Here is a 22929-nt window from a genome sequence, read left to right as displayed (position 1 = left end):
CTATTACGGTGTCTGAGCCCCGTGTTGTAATAAAGCGCGCGCCATAGAACCAGTCCATTTCATGTGTCCACTCAGGCTCGGACTCAAAAAATTCAATAAAGCTGAGGAGTTCCAATTTATTGCTCATGGCTGCTAACGTTTGGTTAAGGGGCCGGCTTTAGCCGGTCCCGCAGTGAGCGAAGCGAACGACTTGAACCAATTGTTATGTTGCACCGGCACCTTGCTCCTTTGAGAAACCTTTGACGACAAGGTAGAGCAATGGGCCGATGGATACGAAAACTGCTGTGATTGCTATGTAAGGGACTATGGCAATGAATGGCTTTTTGCGTGATTTATTGTCTTGATACATCCAGATGCAAGCAAGTGCAGCCAAGATGTAGAGATCAATAACGACTTGCGCGGTGTCTAGGTCGGACATTAGTTCAATGCCAAAGTCTATAAGAGATTGCTCTGCCTGCGACATGGCAAATGCTGTATAGGCTGTGAAAGCAAGCAATACGATTAGGGGTAAAACTGCTTTTTTCATGGCACCTTCCTTGGCTAGAAGTGAAACATAACTATAAGTAGGCGACAGAAGTGGCGTAATGTTTTCCGCCACTTGTGTCGCATAACGTTCCTTGTCGAGCGCCAAGCTCTTGATTTTCCTTTCACATATCGGATCAAGCACGACAGGAGGAAAGAGCAAAAAGCGCCAGTGGACGATCCCAAGGTAATGGCATGCAGCTATCAGCGCAACGGTACGGCCAGGACAGGATGGTTATCTCTGGGGGCTGCCCCTAATAAGGCCAGAGAACAACGTCTTATGGTGTTTTACGAAAGCTGGATTGCGCCAGAAGCGATAGCAATTCACGCGCTCTGATGGCTAAGGATGGTAAGGGCAGCCTTTTCGAGGTGCGGGCAACTCTCCGGGCACAGACGATGCCCACCGCCACCCTGCGATCCGTCGACAGCGCCATGTTAGTTTGAGCTTGAGGCCGACTTCCGCAAAAGCAAATACCTCCCTCCCCCTGTGCATTGCAATCATGCCCGCCATTACCCAAAGAGTGGATGCAAGGCATGCAACATTTCGATCCGGCGCAATGGCTGGGCCGCACCCAGGCGACACATGATCAACTCAGTCGCAACCTGGTCCGGCGTATCGCCGCGACCTTCGATGTGCAGGCTCCGGCCCATGGCGAGGAGCTGCCGTGGTTGTGGCACTGGTGCTTCTTCAATGAGCCGGTGGATTGCAGCGGCCTGGGTCCGGATGGGCATCCGGCGCTGGGCGGGTTCATGCCGCCGGCGCATGGGCGCAATCGCATGTGGGCCGGTGGGCGGCTGGAGTTCATCGAGCCGCTACGCGTGGGCAGCGAAGCCTGTCGCACCACCACCATCAAGCAGATCGAGGAGAAGCACGGGCGGACCGGCTCGCTGCTGTTCGTCACCCTGCAGCACGAGTACGTGCAGAACGGCGTGCTGTGCATCCGCGAGGAGCAGGACATCGTCTACCGCGAGCCAACGCCGCCCAAGCTCGGTGTCGGCGAGCCGGTGGCCGAGGCGGACTGGCAGGCCAGCGTGACGCCCGATCCGGTGCTGCTGTTCCGCTACTCCGCCGTCACCTTCAACGCCCACCGCATCCATTTCGACTGGCCCTACGTGACCGAGGCCGAGGGCTATCCCGGCCTGGTGGTGCACGGCCCGCTGACCGCCACCCTGAGCCTGAATGCCTTCGTGCAGGCCAACCCGCTGGCGCGCCTGCGCCGCTTCGCCTTCCGCGGCGTGCGCCCGCTGATCGCGCCCGATGCCTTCCAGGTGGGCGGCCGCCACACCCAGCCCGGCCATGCCGAGCTGTGGGCGAGCAACGCCAGCGGCCTATGCCAGCGCGCCGACGTGCAGTTCGACTGACCCCATAACGACCCCATGAAAAACCGCTCGCCATCGGCGGGCGCCTGTTTCCGAGGAAGCCCCATGATCGACCGCAACAGTGAAGAGTTGAATGCCATCCGCGACGGCGTGCGCGCCCTGTGTGCCGAATTCCCCGCCGAGTACTGGCGCAAGATCGACGAGGAAAAGGGCTTCCCCGAAGCCTTCGTCAAGGCGCTGACCGACGCCGGCTGGCTGTCGGCGATGATCCCCGAAGAGTACGGCGGCTCGGGCCTGGGCCTGGCCGAGGCGTCGGTGATTCTCGAGGAAGTGAACCGCTGCGGCGGCAACTCCGGCACCGTGCACGGGCAGATGTACAACATGTTCACCCTGCTGCGTAACGGCACCGATGCGCAGAAGCAGTACTACCTGCCGAAGCTGGCCAGCGGCGAGCTGCGCCTGCAGTCCATGGCCGTAACCGAGCCAACCACCGGCACCGACACCACCAAGATCAAGACCACCGCCGTGCGCAAGGGCAACAAGTACGTAGTCAACGGGCAGAAGGTGTGGATCTCGCGGGTGCAGCACTCCGACCTGATGATCCTGCTGGCGCGCACCACACCGCTGGCCGAGGTGAAGAAGAAGGTCGACGGCATGTCGATCTTCCTGGTCGACCTGCGCGAGGCCATCGGCAACGGCCTGACCGTGCAGCCCATCGCCAACATGGTCAACCACGAGACCAACGAGCTGTTCTTCGACAATCTGGAAATCCCTGCCGACAGCCTGATCGGCGAAGAGGGCAAGGGCTTCCGCTACATCCTCGACGGCCTGAATGCCGAGCGCACGCTGATCGCCGCCGAGTGCATCGGCGACGGCCGCTGGTTCATCGAGAAGGCCAGCGGCTACGCCCGCGACCGCAGCGTGTTCGGTCGCCCGATCGGGCAGAACCAGGGCGTGCAGTTCCCCATCGCCAAGGCGCACATCGAGGTGGAAGCCGCCGACCTGATGCGCTGGCGCGCCTGCGAGGAATACGACGCAGGGTTGAATGCCGGCGGCGCTGCCAACATGGCCAAGTACCTGGCCGCCGAAGCTTCGTGGGCCGCGGCCAACGCCTGCATGCAGACCCACGGCGGTTTCGGCTTCGCCTGCGAGTACGACGTCGAGCGCAAATTCCGCGAGACACGCCTGTATCAGGTGGCGCCAATCTCCACCAACCTGATCATGTCCTACGTGGCCGAGCACCTGCTCGACCTGCCGCGGTCGTTCTGAGATGAGTACCGTGCTGCGCAGCGCACTGTTCGTCCCAGGCAGCCGTCCCGAGCGTTTCGCCAAGGCCCTGGCCACGGGCGCCGACGCGGTGATCGTCGACTTCGAGGATGCCGTGGAAGCGCCGCTCAAGGCCCAGGCGCGAGATAATCTGCGCGCCTTTCTCGACAGCAATGCCGAGGCGCGTGTGTGGGTGCGGGTGAACATGGCCAGCCACGCCGAGCATGCCGCCGATCTGGAGCTGTGCCGACACGCCGGCGTGCTCGGTGTGCTACTGCCCAAGGCGGAAAGCGCCGAGCAGGTGGCGCACGTTGCCGCGCTCGGTAAACCGGTGATGCCGATTGTCGAGAGCGCACGCGGACTGGCCGAGGTGGCGCAGATCGCGCGTGTCGCCGGTGTCGAGCGCCTGACTTTCGGCGGCCTCGATCTGAGCCTGGACCTGGGCCTGGTGGCCGGGACCACGGCGGCCGAACGGCTGCTCGACCAGGCGCGCTTCGTGCTGCTGGTGCACTCGCGCCTGGCCGAATTGGCACCGCCGCTGGACACGGTATTCCCCAATATCGAAGACCTGTTCGGCCTCGCCCGCTTCGCCCGTGATGCCGGCGACATGGGCTTTGCCGGCATGCTGTGCATCCACCCGAAGCAGGTCGCCGCCGTGCATGCGGCCCTGGCACCCAGCGCTGCCGAGCTGGACTGGGCACAGCGGGTGCTAGCCGCCTCGGGAGGCAGCGGCGCCTACCAGCTCGACGGGCAGATGATCGATGCACCAGTCATTGCGCGAGCCCAGCGGCTGCTGGCCAGCGCGGGGTGACATAACGGAGTTCTTCCTCGGCCCGGCTCTGCCGGGTCTTTTTTTGCCTGCGATAAACATCGAGGAACCGAGGCGCCTGGGCGGTGCGCACGGCGCACCCTACGACGCAGCTCACGCGTGAAGTCGCGGCACCGCCAACGACACGACGCCCGCCGTTGTAGGGTGCGCCATGCGCACCAGCAAGCCCGCACATATCCCCGGTGAGCACGGCGCACCCTACGACGCAGCTCTCGTGTGAGGTGGCGGCCCACCAACGGCACGCCGCCGTTGTAGGGTGCGCCATGCGCACCGGCAAGCCCGCGCGTATCACCGGTGCGCGCCAGGCAACCGTTTGTTGGATGCACACCAACAGAAACGCCCAACCCCTCGTGAGGGTCGGGCGTCTGTGTTCAGCGCGAGGAACGTGCCGCAGCAGGGCGGACTGCGGGTCACCGAGGCGCGGGCCCATCCCGGCGCCTCGGGTGCAGGTGGCCGGCTTCTTGTGGAGGCCGGCGCCCGTGACTCATTTCAACGGGATGGTGTACGACAGGATCAGGCGGTTTTCGTCCAGCTCGCCGGCGCCGTCGGAACGCACCATGGCGTTGCGCCAGCGGATGCCGAGGTTCTTCAGCGGGCCTTCCTGCACCACGTAGCTGAGGTCCAGGTTGCGTTCCCATTCCTTGCCGTTCTCGCCGGCGATCTCGTAGCCGTCACCGCGCAGGTAGCGGGCGAAGAAGGTCAGGCCGGGCACGCCGAAGGTGGCGAAGTCGATGTCGTAACGCACCTGCCAGGAGGTTTCCTCGGCACGGGTGAAGTCGAGGATCTGCACCACGTTGGCGACGTTGGCGTCGGCGTCCTGCAGGTATGGGAAGGGATTGTCGCCACTGTTGTCCTGGTAGCCGACGCGGAAGGTGTGTGCGCCATGGTTGGCCGAGAGCAGTATCGAGGTCAGGCCGTTGTCGATGTTGCCGCCGCGCGCCGCGCCGTTCTCGGACGAATCGAAATAACCCAGGTTGGCGCCGAGAATCCAGCCGCCCAGCGGCTTGCTGCTGGCCTGCAGGCCGAAGTAGTTCTGCTCGTAGACGTCTTCCAGCTCGGCGCGCCAGTAGGAGGCGTTGAGTGTCGGGCTGAACGAGTAGATGGCGCCGAAGTAGTCGAAGTGATCACCGCCCACGCCGTAGTTGCCGGCGAGGATTTCGTCGTGGTTGCCGCTGGAGTTGCGGAAGTTGACCTTGTTGAAGCGGCCCATGTCGAGCGCCAGGTTGTTGATATCGGTGGAGGTCAGCGTGGCGCCATTGAAGATCGGCGGCAGCAGGCGCGCGTCACTCGACAGCAGCACCGGCGACTTGGGCATGAAGCCACCGACCTTCAGTTCGGACTTGGAGATTTTCATCTTGGCCACGCCGGAGAGGTCGCTGTAGGTGTCCGGGCCTTCGTCGCCAAAGGCGTTGGGCAGCAGGCCGGTGCCGGCACGCGCGTCGGAGGAATCCAGCTTCACGCCGAGGGCGGCGTAGAGGTCGACGCCGAAGCCGACCGTGCCTTCGGTGTAGCCGGACTTGGCGTTGAACATGAAGCCCTGCGCCCACTCCTCGCGCTTGGATTGCGCGGCGTTGTCCTGGCGGAAGTCGCGGTTGAAGTAGAAGTTGCGCATGGCCAGGTTGACCGTGCTGTCTTCGATGAAGTCTGCGCTGGCCTGCGTGGGCAGCGCCAGGATCGGGGGAAGTGCGAGCAGACCGCAGAGCTGCGCGAGCGAGCTTTTAGACATCGTGTTGGATTCCGTCTTGATTGTTTTTGTAGGTCTTCCGGGGCAAACACCGGTGCGAGCAAGCATGCGCAGGCCGCTCGCGCCTCAGGTATTGGGTTTTCCTTAAGTGGCCGTTCGGCGCAGGTAAACATGCAGTACAGGCCCCATCTGGCGGCAGCGCTTAAGCAATGCGAAAGACCGGCTTTCGCGATGCGAAATTGTCCGCCCCTGGCGAGTTGCCCATGCTGGCCCGAACTCGCCACTGCCCCAAGGTTTCGCTGCTATGAAAGACGCGCTGATCGTTTCGCCCCTGCGCACGCCCATCGGCAAGTTCGGCGGTGCCCTCGCCCCGCTGACCGCCGACCAGCTCGCCGCCACGCTGATCCAGACCCTGATGGCACGCCTCGACGTGCCGCCGACTTCCCTCGACGAGGTGATCGTCGCGCAGTCCTATGCCTCCAGCGAAGCGCCCTGCATGGGCCGCTACGCCGCGCTCGCCGCCGGCCTGCCGATCGAAGTGCCGGGCTACACCCTCGACCGCCGCTGCGGTTCCGGCCTGCAGGCGCTGGCCGATGCCGCCATGCACGTGCAGACCGGCCACGCCCAGGCGGTGCTGGTAGTCGGCGTGGAGAGCATGAGCAACATCGAGTACTACAGCACCGACCTGCGCTGGGGCGCGCGCGCCGGCAGCGTGAAATTCCACGACCGCCTGGAGCGCGGCCGCGAACGCTCACAGCCGGTGGAGCGCTTCGGGCGCATCTCCGGCATGCCGGAGACCGCCGAGAACCTGGCCCGCGACTACGCCATCAGCCGCGAGGACGCCGACCGTTTCGCCGTGCGCAGCCACCTCAACGCCGCGGCCGCCTGGCGTGACGGGCGCTTCGCCGATGAAGTGGTGGCGCTGAACGTGCCGGGCAAGCGCGGTACCAGCACCACGGTGGCGATGGACGAAGGCATCCGCGCCGACGCCAGCCTGGAGAGCATGAGCGGCCTGCGCGTGCTGCTGCCCGACGGCGTGTGCACCGCCGGCAACTCCAGCCAGCAGAACGACGCCGCCGCCGCCTGCCTGGTGGTGTCGCCGGAGTACGCCAAGCGCTACAACCTGCAACCGCTGGCGCGCCTGGTCGACTGGGCCGCAGCCGGCTGTGAACCCTCGCGCATGGGCATCGGCCCGGTACCGGCGGTGGCCAAGCTGCTCGAACGCACCGGCCGCAGCCTGGCCGAGATGGACCTGATCGAGGTCAACGAGGCCTTCGCCGCCCAGGCCCTGGCCGTGCTGCGCGCCTGGCAGATGGACGACATCGAGCGGGTCAACGTCAACGGTTCGGGCATCTCCCTCGGCCACCCGATTGGCGCCACCGGCATCCGCATCATGACCACCCTGCTCCACGAGATGCAGCGCCGCGACGCCCGTTACGGCCTGGAAACCATGTGCATCGGCGGTGGCCAGGGCATGGCCGCGCTGTTCGAACGGGTGTGAGGAGCGTTCGATGAACTGGATCGAAATCAACGGCAGCGCCCTGCGCTACCAACTGCGCCGTGTGGCTGAACCGCGCGCGACCGTGGTACTGATTCACGAGATGGGCGGCAGCCTGGAAAGCTGGGACCGGCACTTCGCCGAGCTGCCCGCCGACATGCAGGTGCTGCGCTACGACACCCGCAGTGCCGGGCTGTCGGAGAAGGTACTCGGTGAGCTGCACATCGACAGCCATGTCGCCGACCTCGCCGCGCTGCTCGATGCCCTGGATATCCCTGGCCCGGTGGCCCTGGCCGGGGTTGCCGTGGGTGCCGCCATCGCCATCCGCTTCGCCGCCTGCCACCCGCAGCGCAGCAGCCACCTGATCGGTATGGCGCCGGCCTGCGGCGTGGCCGACGCTGCCCGTGAAGCGACCCGCGCCCGTGCCGCTGCGCTGCGCCAGGAAGGCCTGCGCGAGCTGATTTCGGCGTTGCTGGAGAAGACCTGGCCGGCGCCGCTGCGCAGCAATGCCGAGGCGTTCGCCACCTATCGCCTGCGCTGGCTGGCGGCCGACCCCGAGGGCTTCGCCGCGACCTTCGCCATGCTTGCCGACCTGAACCTGGAGGCCGATCTGCCGCGCCTGCCGGCGCGCACCTTGCTGGTCGCCGGCGAGTACGACGGCTTGCGCCCGCCGCAGGAGATCGACCGCCTGGCCGGTTTCTCCGCGCACATCGAGGCATTACCGGTAGCCTCGGGGCATTTCATGCCGGTGCAGAGCCCGCGCCTGGTGCTGGCCCTGCTCAGCCAGTACGTGCTCGACGGGCGCAGCGGTGCGCAGATCTACCGCGCCTTCATGGCTACACCCGAGCACCGCGTCGGCGCCAGCCAGCATGCGGCTTGAGAGCCGGCATTAGCGGCGCCCTAAGACGCGCTTAAGCAGATCGCAACAGCCGCAGCGCCCGCGCCGCGACATAATCCGTACACGCCAGGCGGCCATCGCGCCGCCGCTTACAAGAACAAGATGAGGACAACCGCCATGATGCAGTCGCGCATGATCGGAGATATCAAGGTCACCCGCATTCTCGAATACGCCGGCCCGACTCACGATCCGGCCTTCCTGTTTCCGCAGATGGACAACAGCGTGCTCGACGAGCACCGCGACCTGATGGCGCCCAACCACTGGGTGCCGCACATGAACAAGCTGATCGTCACCATCCAGTTCTGGATCGTCCACGTCGGCAGCAACATCATCGTGGTCGACACCGGCGTGGGTAACTTCAAGCCGCGTGCCGGCATCCCGCGGATGAACATGCTCAACACCCTGGTGCGCGAGTGGATGATCGCCGCCGGTGCGCCGCCGGAGAAGGTCACCCACGTGGTCATCACCCACCTGCACTCGGACCACGTCGGCTGGAACACCACCTGGCAGGACGGCCGCTGGGTGCCGACCTTCCCCAACGCCACCTACTACCTGCCCAAGGACGACTTCGACTTCTGCGCCCAGGGCAAGAACAAGGAAGCCGGGGTGATCGACGTGTTCGGCGACTCGTTCTTCGACAGCGTCATGCCGATCATCAACGAAGGCCTGGCGCAGATGGCCGTGCCCGGCCAGGAGATCGCCGACTGCCTGGTGGTCGAACCGGCGCCGGGGCACAGCCCGGGCCAGGTGGTGTTCCGCGTGCGCTCGAATGGCGAGGAAGGCATCTTCTGCGGCGACATCCTGCACAGCCCGGTGCAGATCGTGCGCCCCGACATCAACTCCGGCTACTGCATCTGGGAAGACATCGCGCGCAAGACCCGCCTCGACTTCCTCAACCGCGCGGCCGACAGCGAAGCGCTGATCATGCCGGTGCACTTCGGTGAACCGCACTGCGGTTTCATCCGCCGCCAGGGCGACGGCTTCCACTTCGAGCCCTCGGGCTGGTAAGCCCGCCGACCAGCGGTCCTGCACGGTAGACGGTGGCGCTGCCCTGCCGACGAATGTCGCCTAGGCAGGGCCGCTGCCAGCCAGTACCGTGATTCATCACTTGGCAGGACGTACTCGACCATGGCGATGCATTTCGATATCACCGACTTCCGCTTGTTCATCAACATCGCGGAAACCAGCAGCCTCACCCGCGGCGCCGAGCGCTCATTCCTCTCGGTGCCGGCCACCAGCAACCGCATCAAGAACCTCGAAGACAACCTCGGCATGCGCCTGCTGGAGCGCTCGCCCCAGGGTGTGACGCTGACCAACGCAGGAAAGACCTACCTGCAGCACGCGCGAGTGATCCTCTCGCAACTGGAGCTGCTCACCGGCGACCTGCAGCAGTTCACCGAAGGCCTCAAGGGCCAGCTGCGCCTGCTGGCCAACACCACGGCCATCACCGAATACCTGCCACCGGTGGTGGGCGAATACCTGCGCAGCCACCCGGACGTGCACATCGACATGCGTGAGCGCCTCAGCGACGACATCGTCCGTGCCATCCGCGAGGGCAGCGCCGACCTCGGCATCGTCTCCGGCAGCGTGGTCACCGATGGCCTGCAGAGCGTGCCGTTCGTCTACAGCCGGCTGATGATCATCGCTCCGCAGGGCCACCCGATCCTCGAACAGGAAGAGGTGTTCTTCAAGGATGCCCTGGCCTACGAATTCGTTTCCCTGCTCGAAGGCAGCGCCCTGCACGTATTCCTCAACCGCGCCGCCTCGGCGCTGCACATCCCGTGGAATATCCGCGTGCAGGTCGCCAGCTCCGACGCCATCTTCCGTATGGTCGAGGCCGGCGCCGGCATCGCCATCGTGCCGCAAGCCGGTTTCGAGCGGCTCAAGGGCCGGCAGGATCTTGGCTCCTGCAAGCTGCTCGACCCCTGGGCGGTGCGCACCTTCCAGCTCTGCGCCCAGGACTTCGACGGCCTGTCGACCTTCGCCCGCGATTTCGCCGACAGCCTGATCGACTGGTACCGCACCCCGGACACCCCCGCCATCCAGGCTTAAGCCGCGGTTAAGCGGGGCTTTCGCAGAGTGAAATTGTCTGCCCCGCATGGGTCTGGGAGCCTTGTCGACCAGACCTGCACGCGCGCCTGCCTGCATCACCGGCGCCTGCCAACAAGGAACCTGCCATGCCTGCACACCGCTGGAAGCACCGCCCCGACGGCTCCAACTGGGGCGACTTCGGCCCCGACGACCAGATCGGCCGGCTCAACCTGCTGACCCCGGAAAAGGTCCGTCAGGGCATCGCCGAGGTCCGCGAGGGCCTGGCCTTCTGCCTCAGCCTGCCGCTCGACTATCCCGGCGGCAATGCGATGAACGTCAACCGCCTGCCGCCGATCCTGCGCCCGCTGCTGCGCAAGGGCGGGGTCAACATGAACTACGCCTACGAGCGCATCGAAGAAGGCCGCCCGGACGTGCTCAGCGACGACCTGGCGATTCTCCACCTGCAGTACTCGACCCAGTGGGACGCGCTGTCCCACGTCGGCGCGCTGTTCGACGCCGACGGCGATGGCGTGGCCGAACCGCTGTACTACAACGGCTTCACTGCCGGTGGCGACGTCGAGGGGCCGGACGACCTGGCCGACTGCGGCATCGCCGGGGCGATCAAACCGCACAGCACTTCCTGTGCCCACGCCCTGGGTATCGAGCGCATGGCCGAGACCTGCGTGCAGGGCCGCGGCGTGATGATCGACCTTCACCATCACTACGGCCTGGGCCGCACCCACGTCGGTTACGACCAGCTGATGCGCGTACTGGAGGCCGACAAGGTCGAGGTCGAGGCCGGCGACCTGGTCTGCCTGCACACAGGCTACGCCGAGGCGCTGCTGGGGATGAACAAGAACCCCGACCCGAAGGAGCTGGAGCGCCTCGCTGCGGTGCTCGATGGCAACGACGGGCGCCTGCTCAACTGGATCACCGACAGCAACCTGGTGGCCATCGCCGCCGACAACTACTCAGTGGAAATCTTCCCCTCCGGCGAGCCGGGCAGCTGCTGCTCGGTGATGCCGCTGCACCACCACTGCCTGTTCAAGCTCGGCGTGCACCTGGGCGAGCTGTGGCACCTCACGCCACTGGCCAACTGGCTGCGCGCCAACGGCCGCAACCGCTTCCTGCTCACCGCCCCGCCGCTGCGCCTGCCGGGTGCCGTGGGTGCGCCGCTGAACCCTGTCGCCACTGTCTGAAGTCGAGGAAATGTTCGTGTCCAAACAACGTGTACTGATCACCGGCGGTGCCTCCGGCATCGGCGCCGCCATCGCCGAACGCTGCCGCCAGGACGGCTACGAGCCGGTCATCATCGACCGCATCGGCGACGGCCTGATCGCCGACCTGAGCGACACCGCCGCCACCGCTGCCGCCCTGCAGGAAGCCCTGGCCGATGGGCCGATCACCCGCCTGGTCAACAACGTCGGCATGGTCTGCCCGGCCAGCGCCGAGGAGCAGAGCTTCGAGGAGCTGGAGCGGGTCTGGGCGCTCAACCTGCGCTGCTCGCTGCAGTGCATGCAGGCGCTGTTGCCGGGCATGAAGGAGGCCGGTTTCGGGCGTATTCTCAACATGTCCTCGCGCGCCGCTCTGGGCAAGGAGCTGCGTAGCGCCTACGCCGCGACCAAGGCCGGGCTGCTCGGCATGACCCGCGTCTGGGCGCTGGAACTGGGCCGCCACGGCATCACTGCCAACGCCATCGGCCCGGGGCCAATCCGCACCGAACTGTTCGAGCGTGCCAACCCGCCGGACAGCCCGCGCACCCAGGCGATCATCGACTCGGTGCCGGTCAAGCGCCTCGGCGTGCCGGAGGATATCGCCCAGGCGTCGTCGTTCTTCCTCGATCAACGCAGCGGCTTCGTCACCGGCCAGGTGCTGTATGTCTGCGGCGGCATGACCGTCGGTGTAGCCGGCGTCTGAAGCCGTCCGTTCAGCGGGCGCACGGAGCGCCCGCCGCCTCTCTCGTCCACGCCCGCAGCACGCCTTAACCGCCGGTTAAGCAGCCCTTCCGCAGACTGAAATTGTCGCCTTCCGAACGCGCTGGCAAGCTGATTTTCATGCGGGGAAAACCCGTTGCAGGGCCTCTGCAACGCAGGCACACGCCGGTCCCCGACGTCACAAGAAGAGAAAGGACAACCGCATGATCGACAAGCTTTCCCCCAGCGCCGCCGCCGCGCTGGCCGATATCCCCGACGGCGCCACCATCGCCGTTGGTGGTTTCGGCGGCGCCGGCATGCCCGAAGACCTGATCGACGCACTGATCGCCCAGGGCGCCCGCGACCTGACCCTGGTCAGCAACAACGCCGGCCAGGGCGATACCGGCCTCGCCGCGCTGCTCAAGGCCGGCCAGGTGCGGCGCATCCTCTGCTCCTATCCACGCATGAGCGGCTCGCATGTGTTCGAGGAGCTGTACCGCGCCGGCAAGCTGGAACTGGAGATCATCCCCCAGGGCAACCTGGCCGAGCGCCTGCGCGCCGCCGGCTGCGGCATCGGCGGGTTCTTCACCCCGACCGGCTACGGCACGCTGCTGGCCGAGGGCAAGGAAACCCGCGAGATCGACGGCCGCCACTACGTGCTCGAAGCGCCGATCCATGTCGACTACGCACTGATCAACGCCGAGGTCGGCGACCGCTGGGGCAACCTGGTGTACCGCAAGACCGCGCGCAACTTCAGCCCGGTGATGGCCATGGCCGCGCGCCACACCATCGCCTCGGTCGGGCGCATCTGCGAACTCGGCGAGATCGATCCGGAGCAGGTGGTCACGCCCGGCATCTTCGTCAAACGCATCGTTCAGCGCCGCGCGCCGGCATCCACTCAGCAGCAGGCAGGGTAAGCGACATGGACAAGGAAACACGCAACGCCATGGCCGCCCGCGTGGCCCGCGACATCCCCGAAGGCGCCTACGTCAACCTGGGCATCGGCCTGCCGACGATGGTGGCCAACCACCTGCCGGCGGACAAGGACATCTTCCTGCACAGCGAGAACGGCGTGCTCGGCCGCTGGACCGGCGCGCCGGTCGGCGAGGAAGACTGGGACATGATCAACGCCGGCAAGGAGCCGATCAAACTGGAGCCCGGCGCGGCGTTTTTCCACCACGCCGACTCCTTCGGCATGATGCGCGGCGGCCACCTCGACATCTGCGTGCTCGGCGCCTTCCAGGTCTCCGCCACCGGCGACCTGGCCAACTGGCACACCGGCGCGCCGGACGCGATCCCGGCGGTCGGCGGCGCCATGGACCTGGCCATCGGCGCCAAGCGCATCTACGTGATGATGGAGCACCTCGACAAGCAGGGCCGCAGCAAGGTGCTGCCGCAGTGCAGCTACCCGCTGACCGGGCTCGGTTGCGTCAGCCGGGTGTACACCGACCTGGCCACGCTGGAGATCACCGCCGAGGGGGTGAAGGTCATCGAACTGGTCGGCGACATCAGCGCCGCTGCGCTGCAGGACGCCACCTCGGTGCCGCTGGATTTCTCCGCCGTCGCCGCGCAACCGCGTGAACTCAGCCGCAGTGCCAGCGCCGCGCTGAGCCCGGCACAGTGACGCGCTGACATGGCTACTGCCGCCAACGCCCGCGCCTGGGACCAGCGCGACCTCACCGAACTGCTCTCGCTCGAACACAACGGGCAGAACAGCTACCGCAGCGAGGTCTGCGACACCAATGCCAATGGCCGCGTGTACGGCGGCCAGCTGCTCGGCCAGGCCCTGTGGGCAGCGGCGCAGACGGCAGCGGGACGCAGCCCGAGCATGTTGCAGATGACCTTCCTGCAGGGTGCCCGCCCGCAGGATGGCATCGAATACAGCGTGGAAACCCTGCAGGACGGTCGGCGCTTTTCCACCCGCCACCTGTACGGCGTGCAGGGCACCGGCCTGGTGTTCAGCGCCAACGCCTCGTTCCAGGTGGCCCAGGCGCACCCCGGCGATCCGCATCGCCTGGCCCGCACGGCGCCCGACCCGGAGAACCTGCCAACCCTTGCCGAACTGGCAGCACGCTACCCGCAGCACAGTGAAGCGGTGCAGCTGCGTTTCTCCGGCAGGCCGGTGCTGGACGTACGGCCGATCCACCCGGAAGGCTACTTCGAGCACCCCGCCGAGCAACGCGAGATCGCCTACTGGATTCGCCTCAACCAGCCTCTGGTCGGCGAGGGTTGCCTGCACCACGCGGCGCTGGCGTACATGTCCGACAGCTGGCTCAACGGCAGCCTGGCACCGCCGCTGGGCATGTTCGAGCTGTGGCAGCACTACTACATCAGCAACCTCAACCACACGCTGTGGTTCCACAGCCTCGAACTCAACGCCAACGACTGGCTGCTGTTCGTCAACGATGCGGTGCGCAGCCTCTCCGGCCGTGGCCTGGCGATGACGCACATCTACCAGCGCGATGGCCGGCTGGTCGCGAGCATGGCCCAGGACATGCTGATTTCGCCGCGCAATGCCTGATTTCACAGGCACTTAGGGGAGTCGAAAGGCAGGCTTTCGTAAAGGCAAATGGGCGGCAGGAACAATCTGCCGCATGCTCCGAATCGTAGAAAAAAGACACCGCGTACGTGCGCCTCGACGCGCACGACGCAAGCGGCACCCTCGGCCAGGACGGCTACCATGCCCGGCTCAGGCCGGGTCCGAAACAGACGTCATGGCGTGATGCGCCATGAGCCGACATCCAATAACAAGAAGGACGGTCAACATGTTCGAATGGTACAAAACAGGCTCCTCACGGGAGCGCAAGACTTTCTGGGCCTGCTTCTCCGGCTGGGCGCTGGATACCTACGACGCACAGATGTTCAGTTTCCTGCTGCCGGCGCTGATGGCGCTGTGGCAGATCTCCAAGGGCGAAGCCGGCGTACTCGGCACCGCGGCACTGCTGTCCGCCTCCCTCGGCGGCTGGATCGCCGGTATCCTCGCCGACCGCTACGGCCGTGTGCGCATCCTGATCTTCACCATCTGCTGGTTTACCTTCTTCGGTGCCCTGGCCGGCTTCACCACCACCTACGAACAGATGCTGGTCGTGCGCACCCTGCAGGGCCTCGGCTTCGGTGGTGAGTGGGCAGTCGGCGCGGCGCTGATGGCCGAGGTGATCCGTCCGCAGCATCGCGGCAAGGCACTCGGCTTCGTGCAGAGCGGTTTCGCCCTCGGCTGGGCCCTGGCCGCCGTGATCATGACCGCCCTGCTGGCCTGGCTGCCGCAGGAAATCGCCTGGCGCGTGGCCTTCTGGGTCGGCGTGATTCCGGCCGGTTTCGTGCTGTTCATCCGCCGTCACGTCAAGGACCCGGAGATCTACAAGCAGGCCACCGCCAAGGTGCAGGAAAAAGCCTCGTTCCTCTCCGCCTTCCGTCCCGGCATCATCCGCCTGACCCTGCTCGGCGCGATGCTGGTGACCGGTCTGCAGGCCGCCGCCTACACCATCATGGCCTGGCTGCCGACGCTGATGGTGTCCGAGCGCGGCCTCACCCCGGGCCCGGTGATCTTCACCATGCTGGTCATGTGCGCAGGTGCCTTCGCCGGCTTCGTCGTCACCTCCTGGCTGGCTGACCGCTATGGCCGCCGCCCGGCCCTGCTGCTGTTCAGCGTCGGGGCGTGGATCTTCACCGTGATCTACATGCTGGTCCCGCTGAGCACCAACCTGCTGCTGGTCATGGCCTTCCCGGTCGGCGCCTTCGCCACCGGCATCTTCGCGGTCCTCGGCCCATTCCTCAGCGAGCTGTTCCCGACCCATGTGCGCACCACCTGCATGGGCTTCTCCTACAACCTCGGCAAGTCCCTCGGCGCACTGTCCATCGCCGGCGTCGGTGTACTCTCCGAGCGCATCGGCCTGACCCAGTCGATCGGCACCTTCTGCCTAGTCGCCTACGCCCTGTCGGTCACCGCCGTCCTGCTGCTGCCGGAGACCCGTGGTGTTCGCCTGGAAGACGTCGACGCCAAGGTGCTCGGTGATACCGACGATGCCGACACCCCGCTCAACGGCCAACTGAGCCAGAGCAAGATCTGACCCCTGAACAGGAGAGCGTCATGCTGTATTGCGTAAAGATGGATGTGAACATTCCGCGGGACATTCCCGCGGACGAGATCGAAGCCATCAAGGCGGCGGAAAAGGCCCGCGCCATCGAATTGCAACAGGCAGGCAAGTGGCCGCACCTGTGGCGTGTGGTCGGTCAGTACTCGAATATCAGCATCTTCGATGTAGAGAGCAACGACGAGCTGCACGCCCTGCTGTCGAGCCTGCCGCTGTTCCCGTTCATGACCATGCAGGTCACGCCGCTGGCCAAGCATCCGTCGTCCATCGTCTGAGCCTGCATGCGGCGACCATCCGGTCGCCGCATGTGTATTGAAGGCACGCGTTGCCGGAAGCGTTTCGGCGCGCGGCAAAGCCACCAGCAGGTTTTTCAACGCAGGCTTCTGGCGCGCACGGCGCACCCCACGGCCTGAGGCGCCAACGGATACAGCGCTTTTTCTTCCCCCTTTTTCGCGGCTGGCCAATGCCGGCCGCATCGTCTTCACGAGTTCGCCATGGCCACGTTGCTGCAGCCCGACACCTTCGATCTGTCCCCGCTGATCCGCCCCAGCGACACGGTGCTGTGGGGCCAGGCCAACGCCGAGCCGCTGCCGCTGACCACCGCGCTGATGGCGCAGCGGCAGCGCATCGGCCGCTTCCGGGTGATGCTCGGCATCGCCAACAGCAGCACCTGCCGCCCCGAGCACGCCGACTGCATTGACTTCCTCGCCTACTGTGGCGCCGGTGCCAACCGCGAACTGGCCAATGCCGGGGTGCTCGACATCCTGCCCTGCCACTACTCGCAACTGCCGCAGATGATCCGCAGCGGCGCCCTACGCATCGACGTACTGCTGCTGCAACTGGCCCCTGCCGATAGCAATGGCCGCTACAGCCTGAGCCTGGCCCACGAGTACCTGCTGCCGGCGCTGGACACGGCCCGCGTGGTGATCGCCGAGGTCAACCAGCAGGCGCCGCGCACCTTCGGCGAGCGCACCCTGGGCGCCGATGACATCGACTACATCCTGCATACCGACCGGGCACCGCTGGAGAACCCGCCCAGCCGCATTCGCGAGGCCGACGCACAGATCGCCTGGCACATCGCCGGGCTGGTCGAGGATGGCGCCACCCTGCAGATGGGCATCGGTGCGATCCCCGATGCGGTACTCGGCGCCCTCGCCGACCACCAGGACCTCGGCGTGCACTCCGGCAGCCTCGGCGACGGCGTCGCCCAGCTGATGCAGAGCGGCGCCATCACCAACGCGCGCAAGTCGCTGGACCGCGGCGTAAGCGTCGGCGGCATCCTCCTTGGCAGCCGCCTGCTGCACGATTTCGCCCACGACAACCCGGCGATACTGCTGCGCTCTACCGCCTACACCCACGATCCCGATGTGCTCGCCGCCCAGAGTCGCCTGGTGGCGATCAACGCGGCAGTGGAGGTCGACCTCAGCGGCCAGGTCAACTCTGAGGTAGCCGCCGGCAGCTACATCGGTGCAGTCGGCGGCGCACTGGATTTCCTGCAGGGCGCTCGCCGCTCTCGTGGTGGGCTGCCGATTATCGCCCTGCCCTCCACCGCCGGCAGCACCAGCCGGATAGTTGCGCGCCTGAACGGCCCGGCGACCATTCCACGCAGCGAGGCTGGCCTGATCGTGACCGAGTTCGGTATCGCCGACCTGAGGGGAAAAACCATGAAAGAGCGGCTCCAGGCCATGCTCGACATCGCCAGTCCCCAGCATCAGGACCAGCTGGAAAGGGAGCTATCCCGAATGAACCCGGCATCCGCGAATTAAAGAATGCCTCCATAAACGCGGCGACCTAGAACCAGGTCGCGCCATCTGTCGGCTGATTGCCCTGCCTCTGCTCTCCTTCCTCGAGGCCCCCATGCTCATCGGGCTATGTCTGCTGGTATGCGGTGCAATCGATGTATCAACTGGCATGGAAGTGCAGGAGGCAGCCGGTGTCCCACTGATGTCCAACTCCATGGAGCTCTGCAGTATCGGCGGCCTGACTGGCGCGGGCGCGATCATCGGTCGGGGAAGTGATGGACTGACGTTGGCGATTCCTAGCGGCGTGGTTCTGACAATCAGCCTTCTCGTGCTGGTGCGCAACGCTGGACAGGAGGGGCTGCTGCTTTCCGCCTGTGCTCTTCCGTCCCTCGGCCTCCGGCGCTAGCCCCCCGCATACCGGGGCAAAAAAAACGCCACACGAAGTGGCGGTCTGCTGTAGAGCAAAGGTCATCCTGACAAGGAGCATTAACTGGGATGCCTTTCCGAGATCGACAGTTCGAACCTTCACCGTCTCGTTGGGGTCATTTAGCGACGAGCGGTCCTCATCATTGCAGTAGAGCCTCCTGCCGCTCCGTTGGGAGGCTCGGATCTGATGCGAGAGAAAACAACAATGAACTGGCTGATTACCTATCGCACGGCCGAAGGCCTCATGAAGAAAGTACCCGTGCACGAAATCAAGATGCCCAACCACCGTGCAGTGGCCGAGAGGGTGTTGATGGATGCCTACGACAACCAGCCTCCACTGCCGCTCGGCGACTTCTCGTCCGCCGAGTGGCTGGACCGCTGCAAGGTAGAAATCGTCAACATCGACGTACTGGCAGCCTCCAGGTAGCAAGCACACCTGCGCCGTGAGGCGCTCTGCTTCGGCACCGACCGATGAAGCGAATGGACTCGCTTCGGGTATTCACTCCGCTTTCGCCATGCGCACCCCGACAGCACAGTTCGAGATGGTCACACCTCGGGACAGCGACGAGCGACTCACCCCGCTCGCTTGGCCGAGACAAGCTCACCGATCTTTTCCAGCCGGGCCCGCACGATGTTCCAGCTTATCCCCAGCACGCGTCCCGTCTGCAACTGATTGCCACGGCAGAAGCGATAGGCCGATCAAAGATCGGTCTCCTCGATATGCTCGTACAGGTTGGGAATGTTCTACTCGAACAACTCGTTGAGTACCGCGTCCAGATCCACCGTTTCCAGGCTCACATGGCTGGAGAGCTGAACGGACTCCTCCTGGCGGATACCGGCACTGCGCATCTCGACCCAGTGCAGATCCCCCCAGCTGTACCAGCTGAAGATGGCCAACCCAACTCCGGGCAAACGAGAGTCTTCATAGAACGGGCAGACATGGCGATCTTCCCCGACTATTGCGCGTGCACCCATTCGACACGATTGCGCCCCGAACCCTTGCCTCGGTAAAGCGCGGCATCTGCTTGCTGCATCGACTCGTCGAGAGCTTGCACGCTGGAGAAAGCATCCGAGACACCAATGGTTGCAGTGCATCGGATCGGCCGATCCAGACCAGCGCCCGATACTTCGCTGCTTTCGATCGCTGCTCGCGTGCGCTCTGCCAGTTGCATGGCACCGATCTTGTCAGTATCCAGGGCAATGACTACGAACTCCTCCCCACCCAGCCGGCAGGTCAGATCACCTTGGCGGGCAGTGGTATTGAGCACCTTGGCAATGTGGCATAGCACCAGATCACCTACCTTGTGGCCGTAGGTATCGTTGATGCGCTTGAAATGATCGATGTCCACGATCAGCAGATGGGCAGCTCCGGCAGTTCGGGAGCAAAAGTGCGCATCCAGTTGGTCCAGCAGGCCGCGGCGGTTCAGCAAGCGTGTGAGTGGGTCATGGGCAGCCATGGTACGCAGCTCATCCGTGAGACGACGCAGGACCAGCCAAACAGCGCAAGGAGGAAGTACCGTCCCCAAGAATGACATGTAGATATAGAAGATCTGCTGGAAGCTGCTGTTCATATCAAGCGCCTCCAATCCTCCAGAGAGAATTATCACCAACTTCGCGGCATTCAGCGCACAGATACCGCCTATCAAGATGGCGAAAACGACCATCTCGACGCGTAGATCTTTCGCAAGCGTCCGTCTGGCATAGAGCACTGCCACCGTCATGGCCATGAAAAGCAAAGTACACGCACCAGCCAACAATGCATGACGCGCCTCAGTACCGAGCATCGACTGCACCAGCACCTGTACCGCCGTGTAGCTAACAGCCAGCCCGAGCAACGAACCCCACACCGGGACCGGGCGATCAAAGAATCGCATCGCGCCCAGCACATAGGCTGCAGGAGCGCAGATCGTCAGCGTATGGTCGACGATACTCATCACGCCCCCACTCGCAGGGGCGTCCAGCAACTGCATGATGTAAGCCAGCCCAAGCAGTAGGTTGCCCGCTGCAAAGACCTCCATGCCCATCTTCTTGCCGTTCAGCCGGGTGCTGATCAACAGGAACATCACGCAAAAACAAAGCAGGTGCACGCAGAGCATGCCGAGAATAACGGTGGTAACCATGGAATCGCGCAACTGAAGAGCAGAAGGAGCCGAGCACCGAAGAACTGGAAGAGCCCATATTTCGGGAAATCCAGGTGCACCACAGATCGGGTTTATAACACAGGAAGGCAATCACTCAGCCGCGCGTGCGCTATCCCCTTGGGAGCGAGGCCGAGGGGGGCAACACCGGACTTCAGGGTGTCGCCATAGCAATGGCGAGCGTACCCGGTTAGGTACACCACTACACTGCAGGACCTCGACAATAAGTGGCCTATCGCCCGATAGCCGGCAGCCCTCGCGACCTGGCCAGACAACCTGCCATCATAGCCCGTCGAACACCATGAACTGGTGCCCCGTACAATTTGAGGGGGCTGCACCGATGGCATAGACTACCGCGCCCCTGAAGTCTGAGTGCCTGTGAGGCATTTACGCTTACCTACGACGAGGAAGCGAGGAATGAATCCTCACGCTCGACATTCGATATCGTTAACTTACTTGCTGGCTGGACTGTGGCGCTCTCGCCAGCTCATCGGGCGAATGATTCGCAGTGAAGTGATCGGCCGATACAAGGGCTCGGCACTCGGGCTGGGCTGGTCCCTCGTCCACCCTCTATTGATGTTGAGCGTCTACACCTTTGTGTTTTCCATCGCCTTCAAAGCGCGCTGGGGCACGCATGAAGGTGAAAGCAAGGTGATGTTCGCCATCATCCTGTTCATCGGAATGATCGTGCATGGCCTGTTTTCCGAAATCCTCAACCGCTCGGCGACGTTGATTCCGGATAACGTCAACTACGTGAAGAAAGTGGTCTTTCCGCTGGAAATATTGCCGGTGGTGGTCACGGGAGCGGCAGTTTTTCATACCCTGATCAGCCTGCTGGTCTGGCTGCTTTTCTACCTGGTTTGCGTGGGGGTGCCCGACTGGCACGCCCTGTTCCTTCCGCTGATTATTTTTCCACTGGTTCTGCTTTCGCTCGGCGTAAGCTGGGTCCTGGCGGCCGTGGGAGCCAGTTTCCGCGATGTGGGGCAGACGACCTCGATCATCACAGCCATTCTATTGTTCCTCTCGCCGGTGTTTTATCCCATCGAGAACATACCTCAAGCACTTCATCCTCTGATCATGGCTAATCCGCTGACGTTCGTGATCGAGCAGGCACGTGCCGTCCTGATCTGGGCCCAAATGCCGGATCTAGCCGGTTTGCTGGTCTATTGGACGTTGGCCCTGCTGGTGTTCTGGGCAGGGTTCGTCTGTTTCCAGAAGTCACGCACGGGGTTTGCCGATGTGCTCTGACATCGCCATCAGCGTCAGCGGCATCGGCAAGGTCTTTCGCATATACGACAGTCAGCGCTCCCGGCTGCTGCAGGTTTTCCGCAAGAAACAGCTCTACAAGGAGTTCCCAGCCCTCCAAGGTGTTTCCTTCGTTATCCGAAAAGGCGAGACCGTTGGCATCGTCGGGCGAAACGGCAGCGGCAAGTCGACGCTGCTACAGATCATCTGCGGAACATTGACGCCCTCCGAGGGAGAGGTATCTATCTGGGGGCGGGTAGCAGCGCTTCTGGAGCTCGGGGCGGGGTTCAAGCCCGAATTCAGCGGTCGCGAGAACGTCTACATGAATGCCTCGGTGATGGGGCTTTCCGACATGGAGATCACGGAGAGATTTTCAGCCATCGAAGCATTCGCGGACATCGGCGAGTTCATCGACCAACCGGTAAAGCTGTATTCCAGTGGCATGCTGGTTCGCCTGGCATTCGCCGTCGCCATTCATGTCGACCCACAAATCCTGATAGTCGACGAGGCGCTGGCTGTGGGCGACGAGCTTTTTCAGCGCAAATGCTTCGCCAAAATAGAGGAAATCAAGGCTCAAGGCGCAACCATCCTGTTTGTGTCACACGCCAGCAATACCGTCTTGGGCCTTTGCGATCGCGCGATCTTGCTAGATGGAGGCAGGAAACTCGCCGAGGGCCATCCCAAGGTGGTCATTGCTCACTACCAGCGATTACTCAACGCTCCAGCGGAAAAGGCCACCCAGCTGCGAGAGCAGATTCTCGCAGGCGTAGTTGCGACGGATATAGAGTCGACACCGGCCGCCCACGGCATGCTACTCGCCAGCCCAGCGGCAGAAGACAGTTTCGATCCGCATCTCGTTTCCCAGACGGTACTTTCCTACGAACCACGCGGTGCACAGATTACCGACCCTGGACTGTACAACTCTCAGGGCCAGAAGGTTAATTGCCTCAAGACCGGCGATACCTACAGCTACCGGTACCGCGTTCACTTCGAGCGGGACGCAAACAATGTCCGCTTCGGTATGCTACTGAAAACCACGACGGGGGTGGAGCTCGGCGGTGCCACCTCCGCCAAGCAGATCGCCAACGGCATTCCGACCATTACCTGCGGCTCGGTTCTTTCCGTCGAGTACCGTTTCACCTGCCACCTCAACGAAGGCGTTTATTTCCTCAATGCTGGCGTCTCTGGCGACTGTGGAGATGGCTTCCAGCACCTTCACCGAGTGCTGGATGCGCTGTGCTTTCGAGTCAACCCAGACAACACCGGCTTCGGGCTTGGTAGCGTGGACTTTTCCTGCACTCCGCACTGGTCATTGGATGAGTAGTC

At 64.1% G+C, this 22929-nt stretch carries 23 protein-coding genes; 19 read left to right on the top strand and 4 right to left on the bottom strand.

Annotated features, from left to right (window positions below):
* Window positions 1-202: 202 nt before the first annotated feature.
* Window positions 203-631: a DUF2834 domain-containing protein gene (locus IB234_RS21775; RefSeq protein ID WP_318652057.1), complete on the bottom strand. Its 429-nt coding sequence runs from the start codon at window positions 629-631 to the stop codon at window positions 203-205.
* Between the two features lie 425 nt (window positions 632-1056).
* On the opposite strand from IB234_RS21775, the gene IB234_RS21770 reads away from it, so the two are divergent.
* From IB234_RS21770 to IB234_RS21760, 3 genes are all read left to right on the top strand, one after another.
* The gene (locus IB234_RS21770; protein WP_192321934.1) at window positions 1057-1884 is read left to right on the top strand and encodes a MaoC family dehydratase N-terminal domain-containing protein; all 828 of its coding nucleotides are present in this window, start codon (window positions 1057-1059) and stop codon (window positions 1882-1884) included.
* 66 nt (window positions 1885-1950) lie between these two features.
* Window positions 1951-3111, top strand: coding sequence for an acyl-CoA dehydrogenase family protein (locus IB234_RS21765; protein WP_192321945.1), 1161 nt, complete (start codon window positions 1951-1953; stop codon window positions 3109-3111).
* 1 nt (window position 3112) lies between these two features.
* Window positions 3113-3919 (top strand): HpcH/HpaI aldolase/citrate lyase family protein, encoded by an 807-nt coding sequence (locus IB234_RS21760; protein WP_192321933.1) that lies wholly within the window; start codon window positions 3113-3115, stop codon window positions 3917-3919.
* A 502-nt stretch (window positions 3920-4421) separates the two neighbouring features.
* Here the strand turns inward: IB234_RS21760 and IB234_RS21755 are convergent.
* Window positions 4422-5663: an OprD family porin gene (locus tag IB234_RS21755; RefSeq protein WP_192321932.1), complete on the bottom strand. Its 1242-nt coding sequence runs from the start codon at window positions 5661-5663 to the stop codon at window positions 4422-4424.
* Between the two features lie 262 nt (window positions 5664-5925).
* On the opposite strand from IB234_RS21755, the gene IB234_RS21750 reads away from it, so the two are divergent.
* From IB234_RS21750 to IB234_RS21685, 14 genes are all read left to right on the top strand, one after another.
* Window positions 5926-7122: an acetyl-CoA C-acetyltransferase gene (locus IB234_RS21750; protein ID WP_192321931.1), complete on the top strand. Its 1197-nt coding sequence runs from the start codon at window positions 5926-5928 to the stop codon at window positions 7120-7122.
* 10 nt (window positions 7123-7132) lie between these two features.
* A complete protein-coding gene (locus tag IB234_RS21745) occupies window positions 7133-7999 on the top strand; it encodes an alpha/beta fold hydrolase (protein WP_192321930.1) in 867 nt (288 codons plus the stop codon).
* Between the two features lie 135 nt (window positions 8000-8134).
* Window positions 8135-9025 (top strand): MBL fold metallo-hydrolase, encoded by an 891-nt coding sequence (locus IB234_RS21740; protein ID WP_192321929.1) that lies wholly within the window; start codon window positions 8135-8137, stop codon window positions 9023-9025.
* A 120-nt stretch (window positions 9026-9145) separates the two neighbouring features.
* Window positions 9146-10069, top strand: a complete 924-nt coding sequence (locus IB234_RS21735) for a LysR substrate-binding domain-containing protein (protein WP_192321928.1) — start codon at window positions 9146-9148, stop codon at window positions 10067-10069.
* Window positions 10070-10194: 125 nt separating this feature from the next.
* Window positions 10195-11247 (top strand): cyclase family protein, encoded by a 1053-nt coding sequence (locus IB234_RS21730; RefSeq protein WP_192321927.1) that lies wholly within the window; start codon window positions 10195-10197, stop codon window positions 11245-11247.
* A 16-nt stretch (window positions 11248-11263) separates the two neighbouring features.
* Window positions 11264-11965 carry an SDR family oxidoreductase gene (locus tag IB234_RS21725; protein ID WP_192321926.1) on the top strand — a complete coding sequence of 234 codons (702 nt, stop codon included), beginning with the start codon at window positions 11264-11266 and terminating at the stop codon, window positions 11963-11965.
* Window positions 11966-12185: 220 nt separating this feature from the next.
* Window positions 12186-12878 (top strand): 3-oxoacid CoA-transferase subunit A, encoded by a 693-nt coding sequence (locus IB234_RS21720; protein WP_192321925.1) that lies wholly within the window; start codon window positions 12186-12188, stop codon window positions 12876-12878.
* Window positions 12879-12883: 5 nt separating this feature from the next.
* Window positions 12884-13585: a 3-oxoacid CoA-transferase subunit B gene (locus IB234_RS21715; protein ID WP_192321924.1), complete on the top strand. Its 702-nt coding sequence runs from the start codon at window positions 12884-12886 to the stop codon at window positions 13583-13585.
* A gap of 9 nt (window positions 13586-13594) precedes the next feature.
* On the top strand, window positions 13595-14482 hold the full coding sequence (locus IB234_RS21710) for an acyl-CoA thioesterase (RefSeq protein ID WP_192321922.1): 888 nt from the start codon (window positions 13595-13597) through the stop codon (window positions 14480-14482).
* 244 nt (window positions 14483-14726) lie between these two features.
* Window positions 14727-16028, top strand: coding sequence for an MFS transporter (locus tag IB234_RS21705; RefSeq protein ID WP_192321920.1), 1302 nt, complete (start codon window positions 14727-14729; stop codon window positions 16026-16028).
* A 20-nt stretch (window positions 16029-16048) separates the two neighbouring features.
* Complete coding sequence (gene catC, locus IB234_RS21700; RefSeq protein ID WP_192321918.1) at window positions 16049-16327, top strand: muconolactone Delta-isomerase; 279 nt, start codon at window positions 16049-16051, stop codon at window positions 16325-16327.
* Window positions 16328-16546: 219 nt separating this feature from the next.
* Window positions 16547-17818, top strand: a complete 1272-nt coding sequence (locus IB234_RS21695; RefSeq protein WP_192321916.1) for an acetyl-CoA hydrolase/transferase family protein — start codon at window positions 16547-16549, stop codon at window positions 17816-17818.
* A 91-nt stretch (window positions 17819-17909) separates the two neighbouring features.
* Window positions 17910-18200 (top strand): hypothetical protein, encoded by a 291-nt coding sequence (locus IB234_RS21690; protein WP_192321914.1) that lies wholly within the window; start codon window positions 17910-17912, stop codon window positions 18198-18200.
* 225 nt (window positions 18201-18425) lie between these two features.
* Window positions 18426-18647: a hypothetical protein gene (locus tag IB234_RS21685; protein ID WP_192321912.1), complete on the top strand. Its 222-nt coding sequence runs from the start codon at window positions 18426-18428 to the stop codon at window positions 18645-18647.
* Window positions 18648-18964: 317 nt separating this feature from the next.
* On the opposite strand, the gene IB234_RS24490 is transcribed toward IB234_RS21685, so the two are convergent.
* Window positions 18965-19117: a hypothetical protein gene (locus IB234_RS24490; protein ID WP_412547944.1), complete on the bottom strand. Its 153-nt coding sequence runs from the start codon at window positions 19115-19117 to the stop codon at window positions 18965-18967.
* 59 nt (window positions 19118-19176) lie between these two features.
* Window positions 19177-20340, bottom strand: coding sequence for a GGDEF domain-containing protein (locus IB234_RS21675; RefSeq protein WP_192321910.1), 1164 nt, complete (start codon window positions 20338-20340; stop codon window positions 19177-19179).
* A 435-nt stretch (window positions 20341-20775) separates the two neighbouring features.
* On the opposite strand from IB234_RS21675, the gene IB234_RS21670 reads away from it, so the two are divergent.
* The gene (locus IB234_RS21670; RefSeq protein ID WP_192321908.1) at window positions 20776-21606 is read left to right on the top strand and encodes an ABC transporter permease; all 831 of its coding nucleotides are present in this window, start codon (window positions 20776-20778) and stop codon (window positions 21604-21606) included.
* Window positions 21596-22927: an ABC transporter ATP-binding protein gene (locus IB234_RS21665; RefSeq protein ID WP_192321906.1), complete on the top strand. Its 1332-nt coding sequence runs from the start codon at window positions 21596-21598 to the stop codon at window positions 22925-22927. The genes IB234_RS21670 and IB234_RS21665 overlap by 11 nt, the downstream gene beginning before the upstream one ends.
* The last annotated feature ends 2 nt before the right edge of the window (window positions 22928-22929 follow it).

Source organism: Pseudomonas sp. PDM16 (assembly GCF_014851865.1).
Lineage (GTDB): Bacteria > Pseudomonadota > Gammaproteobacteria > Pseudomonadales > Pseudomonadaceae > Aquipseudomonas.
Note: the sequence above shows the minus strand (reverse complement) of the source record. Positions and strands in the feature narration are given on the sequence as shown.

Bases quoted from the DNA above. Each gene is read 5' to 3' on its own strand.
- IB234_RS21770 (WP_192321934.1), top strand. From the start codon at position 1,057: ATGCAACATTTCGATCCGGCGCAATGGCTGGGCCGCACCCAGGCGACA.
- IB234_RS21760 (WP_192321933.1), top strand. From the start codon at position 3,113: ATGAGTACCGTGCTGCGCAGCGCACTGTTCGTCCCAGGCAGCCGTCCC.
- IB234_RS21755 (WP_192321932.1), bottom strand. From the start codon at position 5,663: ATGTCTAAAAGCTCGCTCGCGCAGCTCTGCGGTCTGCTCGCACTTCCC.
- IB234_RS21750 (WP_192321931.1), top strand. From the start codon at position 5,926: ATGAAAGACGCGCTGATCGTTTCGCCCCTGCGCACGCCCATCGGCAAG.
- IB234_RS21745 (WP_192321930.1), top strand. From the start codon at position 7,133: ATGAACTGGATCGAAATCAACGGCAGCGCCCTGCGCTACCAACTGCGC.
- IB234_RS21740 (WP_192321929.1), top strand. From the start codon at position 8,135: ATGATGCAGTCGCGCATGATCGGAGATATCAAGGTCACCCGCATTCTC.
- IB234_RS21735 (WP_192321928.1), top strand. From the start codon at position 9,146: ATGGCGATGCATTTCGATATCACCGACTTCCGCTTGTTCATCAACATC.
- IB234_RS21730 (WP_192321927.1), top strand. From the start codon at position 10,195: ATGCCTGCACACCGCTGGAAGCACCGCCCCGACGGCTCCAACTGGGGC.
- IB234_RS21720 (WP_192321925.1), top strand. From the start codon at position 12,186: ATGATCGACAAGCTTTCCCCCAGCGCCGCCGCCGCGCTGGCCGATATC.
- IB234_RS21715 (WP_192321924.1), top strand. From the start codon at position 12,884: ATGGACAAGGAAACACGCAACGCCATGGCCGCCCGCGTGGCCCGCGAC.
- IB234_RS21710 (WP_192321922.1), top strand. From the start codon at position 13,595: ATGGCTACTGCCGCCAACGCCCGCGCCTGGGACCAGCGCGACCTCACC.
- IB234_RS21705 (WP_192321920.1), top strand. From the start codon at position 14,727: ATGTTCGAATGGTACAAAACAGGCTCCTCACGGGAGCGCAAGACTTTC.
- catC (WP_192321918.1), top strand. From the start codon at position 16,049: ATGCTGTATTGCGTAAAGATGGATGTGAACATTCCGCGGGACATTCCC.
- IB234_RS21695 (WP_192321916.1), top strand. From the start codon at position 16,547: ATGGCCACGTTGCTGCAGCCCGACACCTTCGATCTGTCCCCGCTGATC.
- IB234_RS21690 (WP_192321914.1), top strand. From the start codon at position 17,910: ATGCTCATCGGGCTATGTCTGCTGGTATGCGGTGCAATCGATGTATCA.
- IB234_RS21685 (WP_192321912.1), top strand. From the start codon at position 18,426: ATGAACTGGCTGATTACCTATCGCACGGCCGAAGGCCTCATGAAGAAA.
- IB234_RS21675 (WP_192321910.1), bottom strand. From the start codon at position 20,340: ATGGTTACCACCGTTATTCTCGGCATGCTCTGCGTGCACCTGCTTTGT.
- IB234_RS21670 (WP_192321908.1), top strand. From the start codon at position 20,776: ATGAATCCTCACGCTCGACATTCGATATCGTTAACTTACTTGCTGGCT.
- IB234_RS21665 (WP_192321906.1), top strand. From the start codon at position 21,596: ATGTGCTCTGACATCGCCATCAGCGTCAGCGGCATCGGCAAGGTCTTT.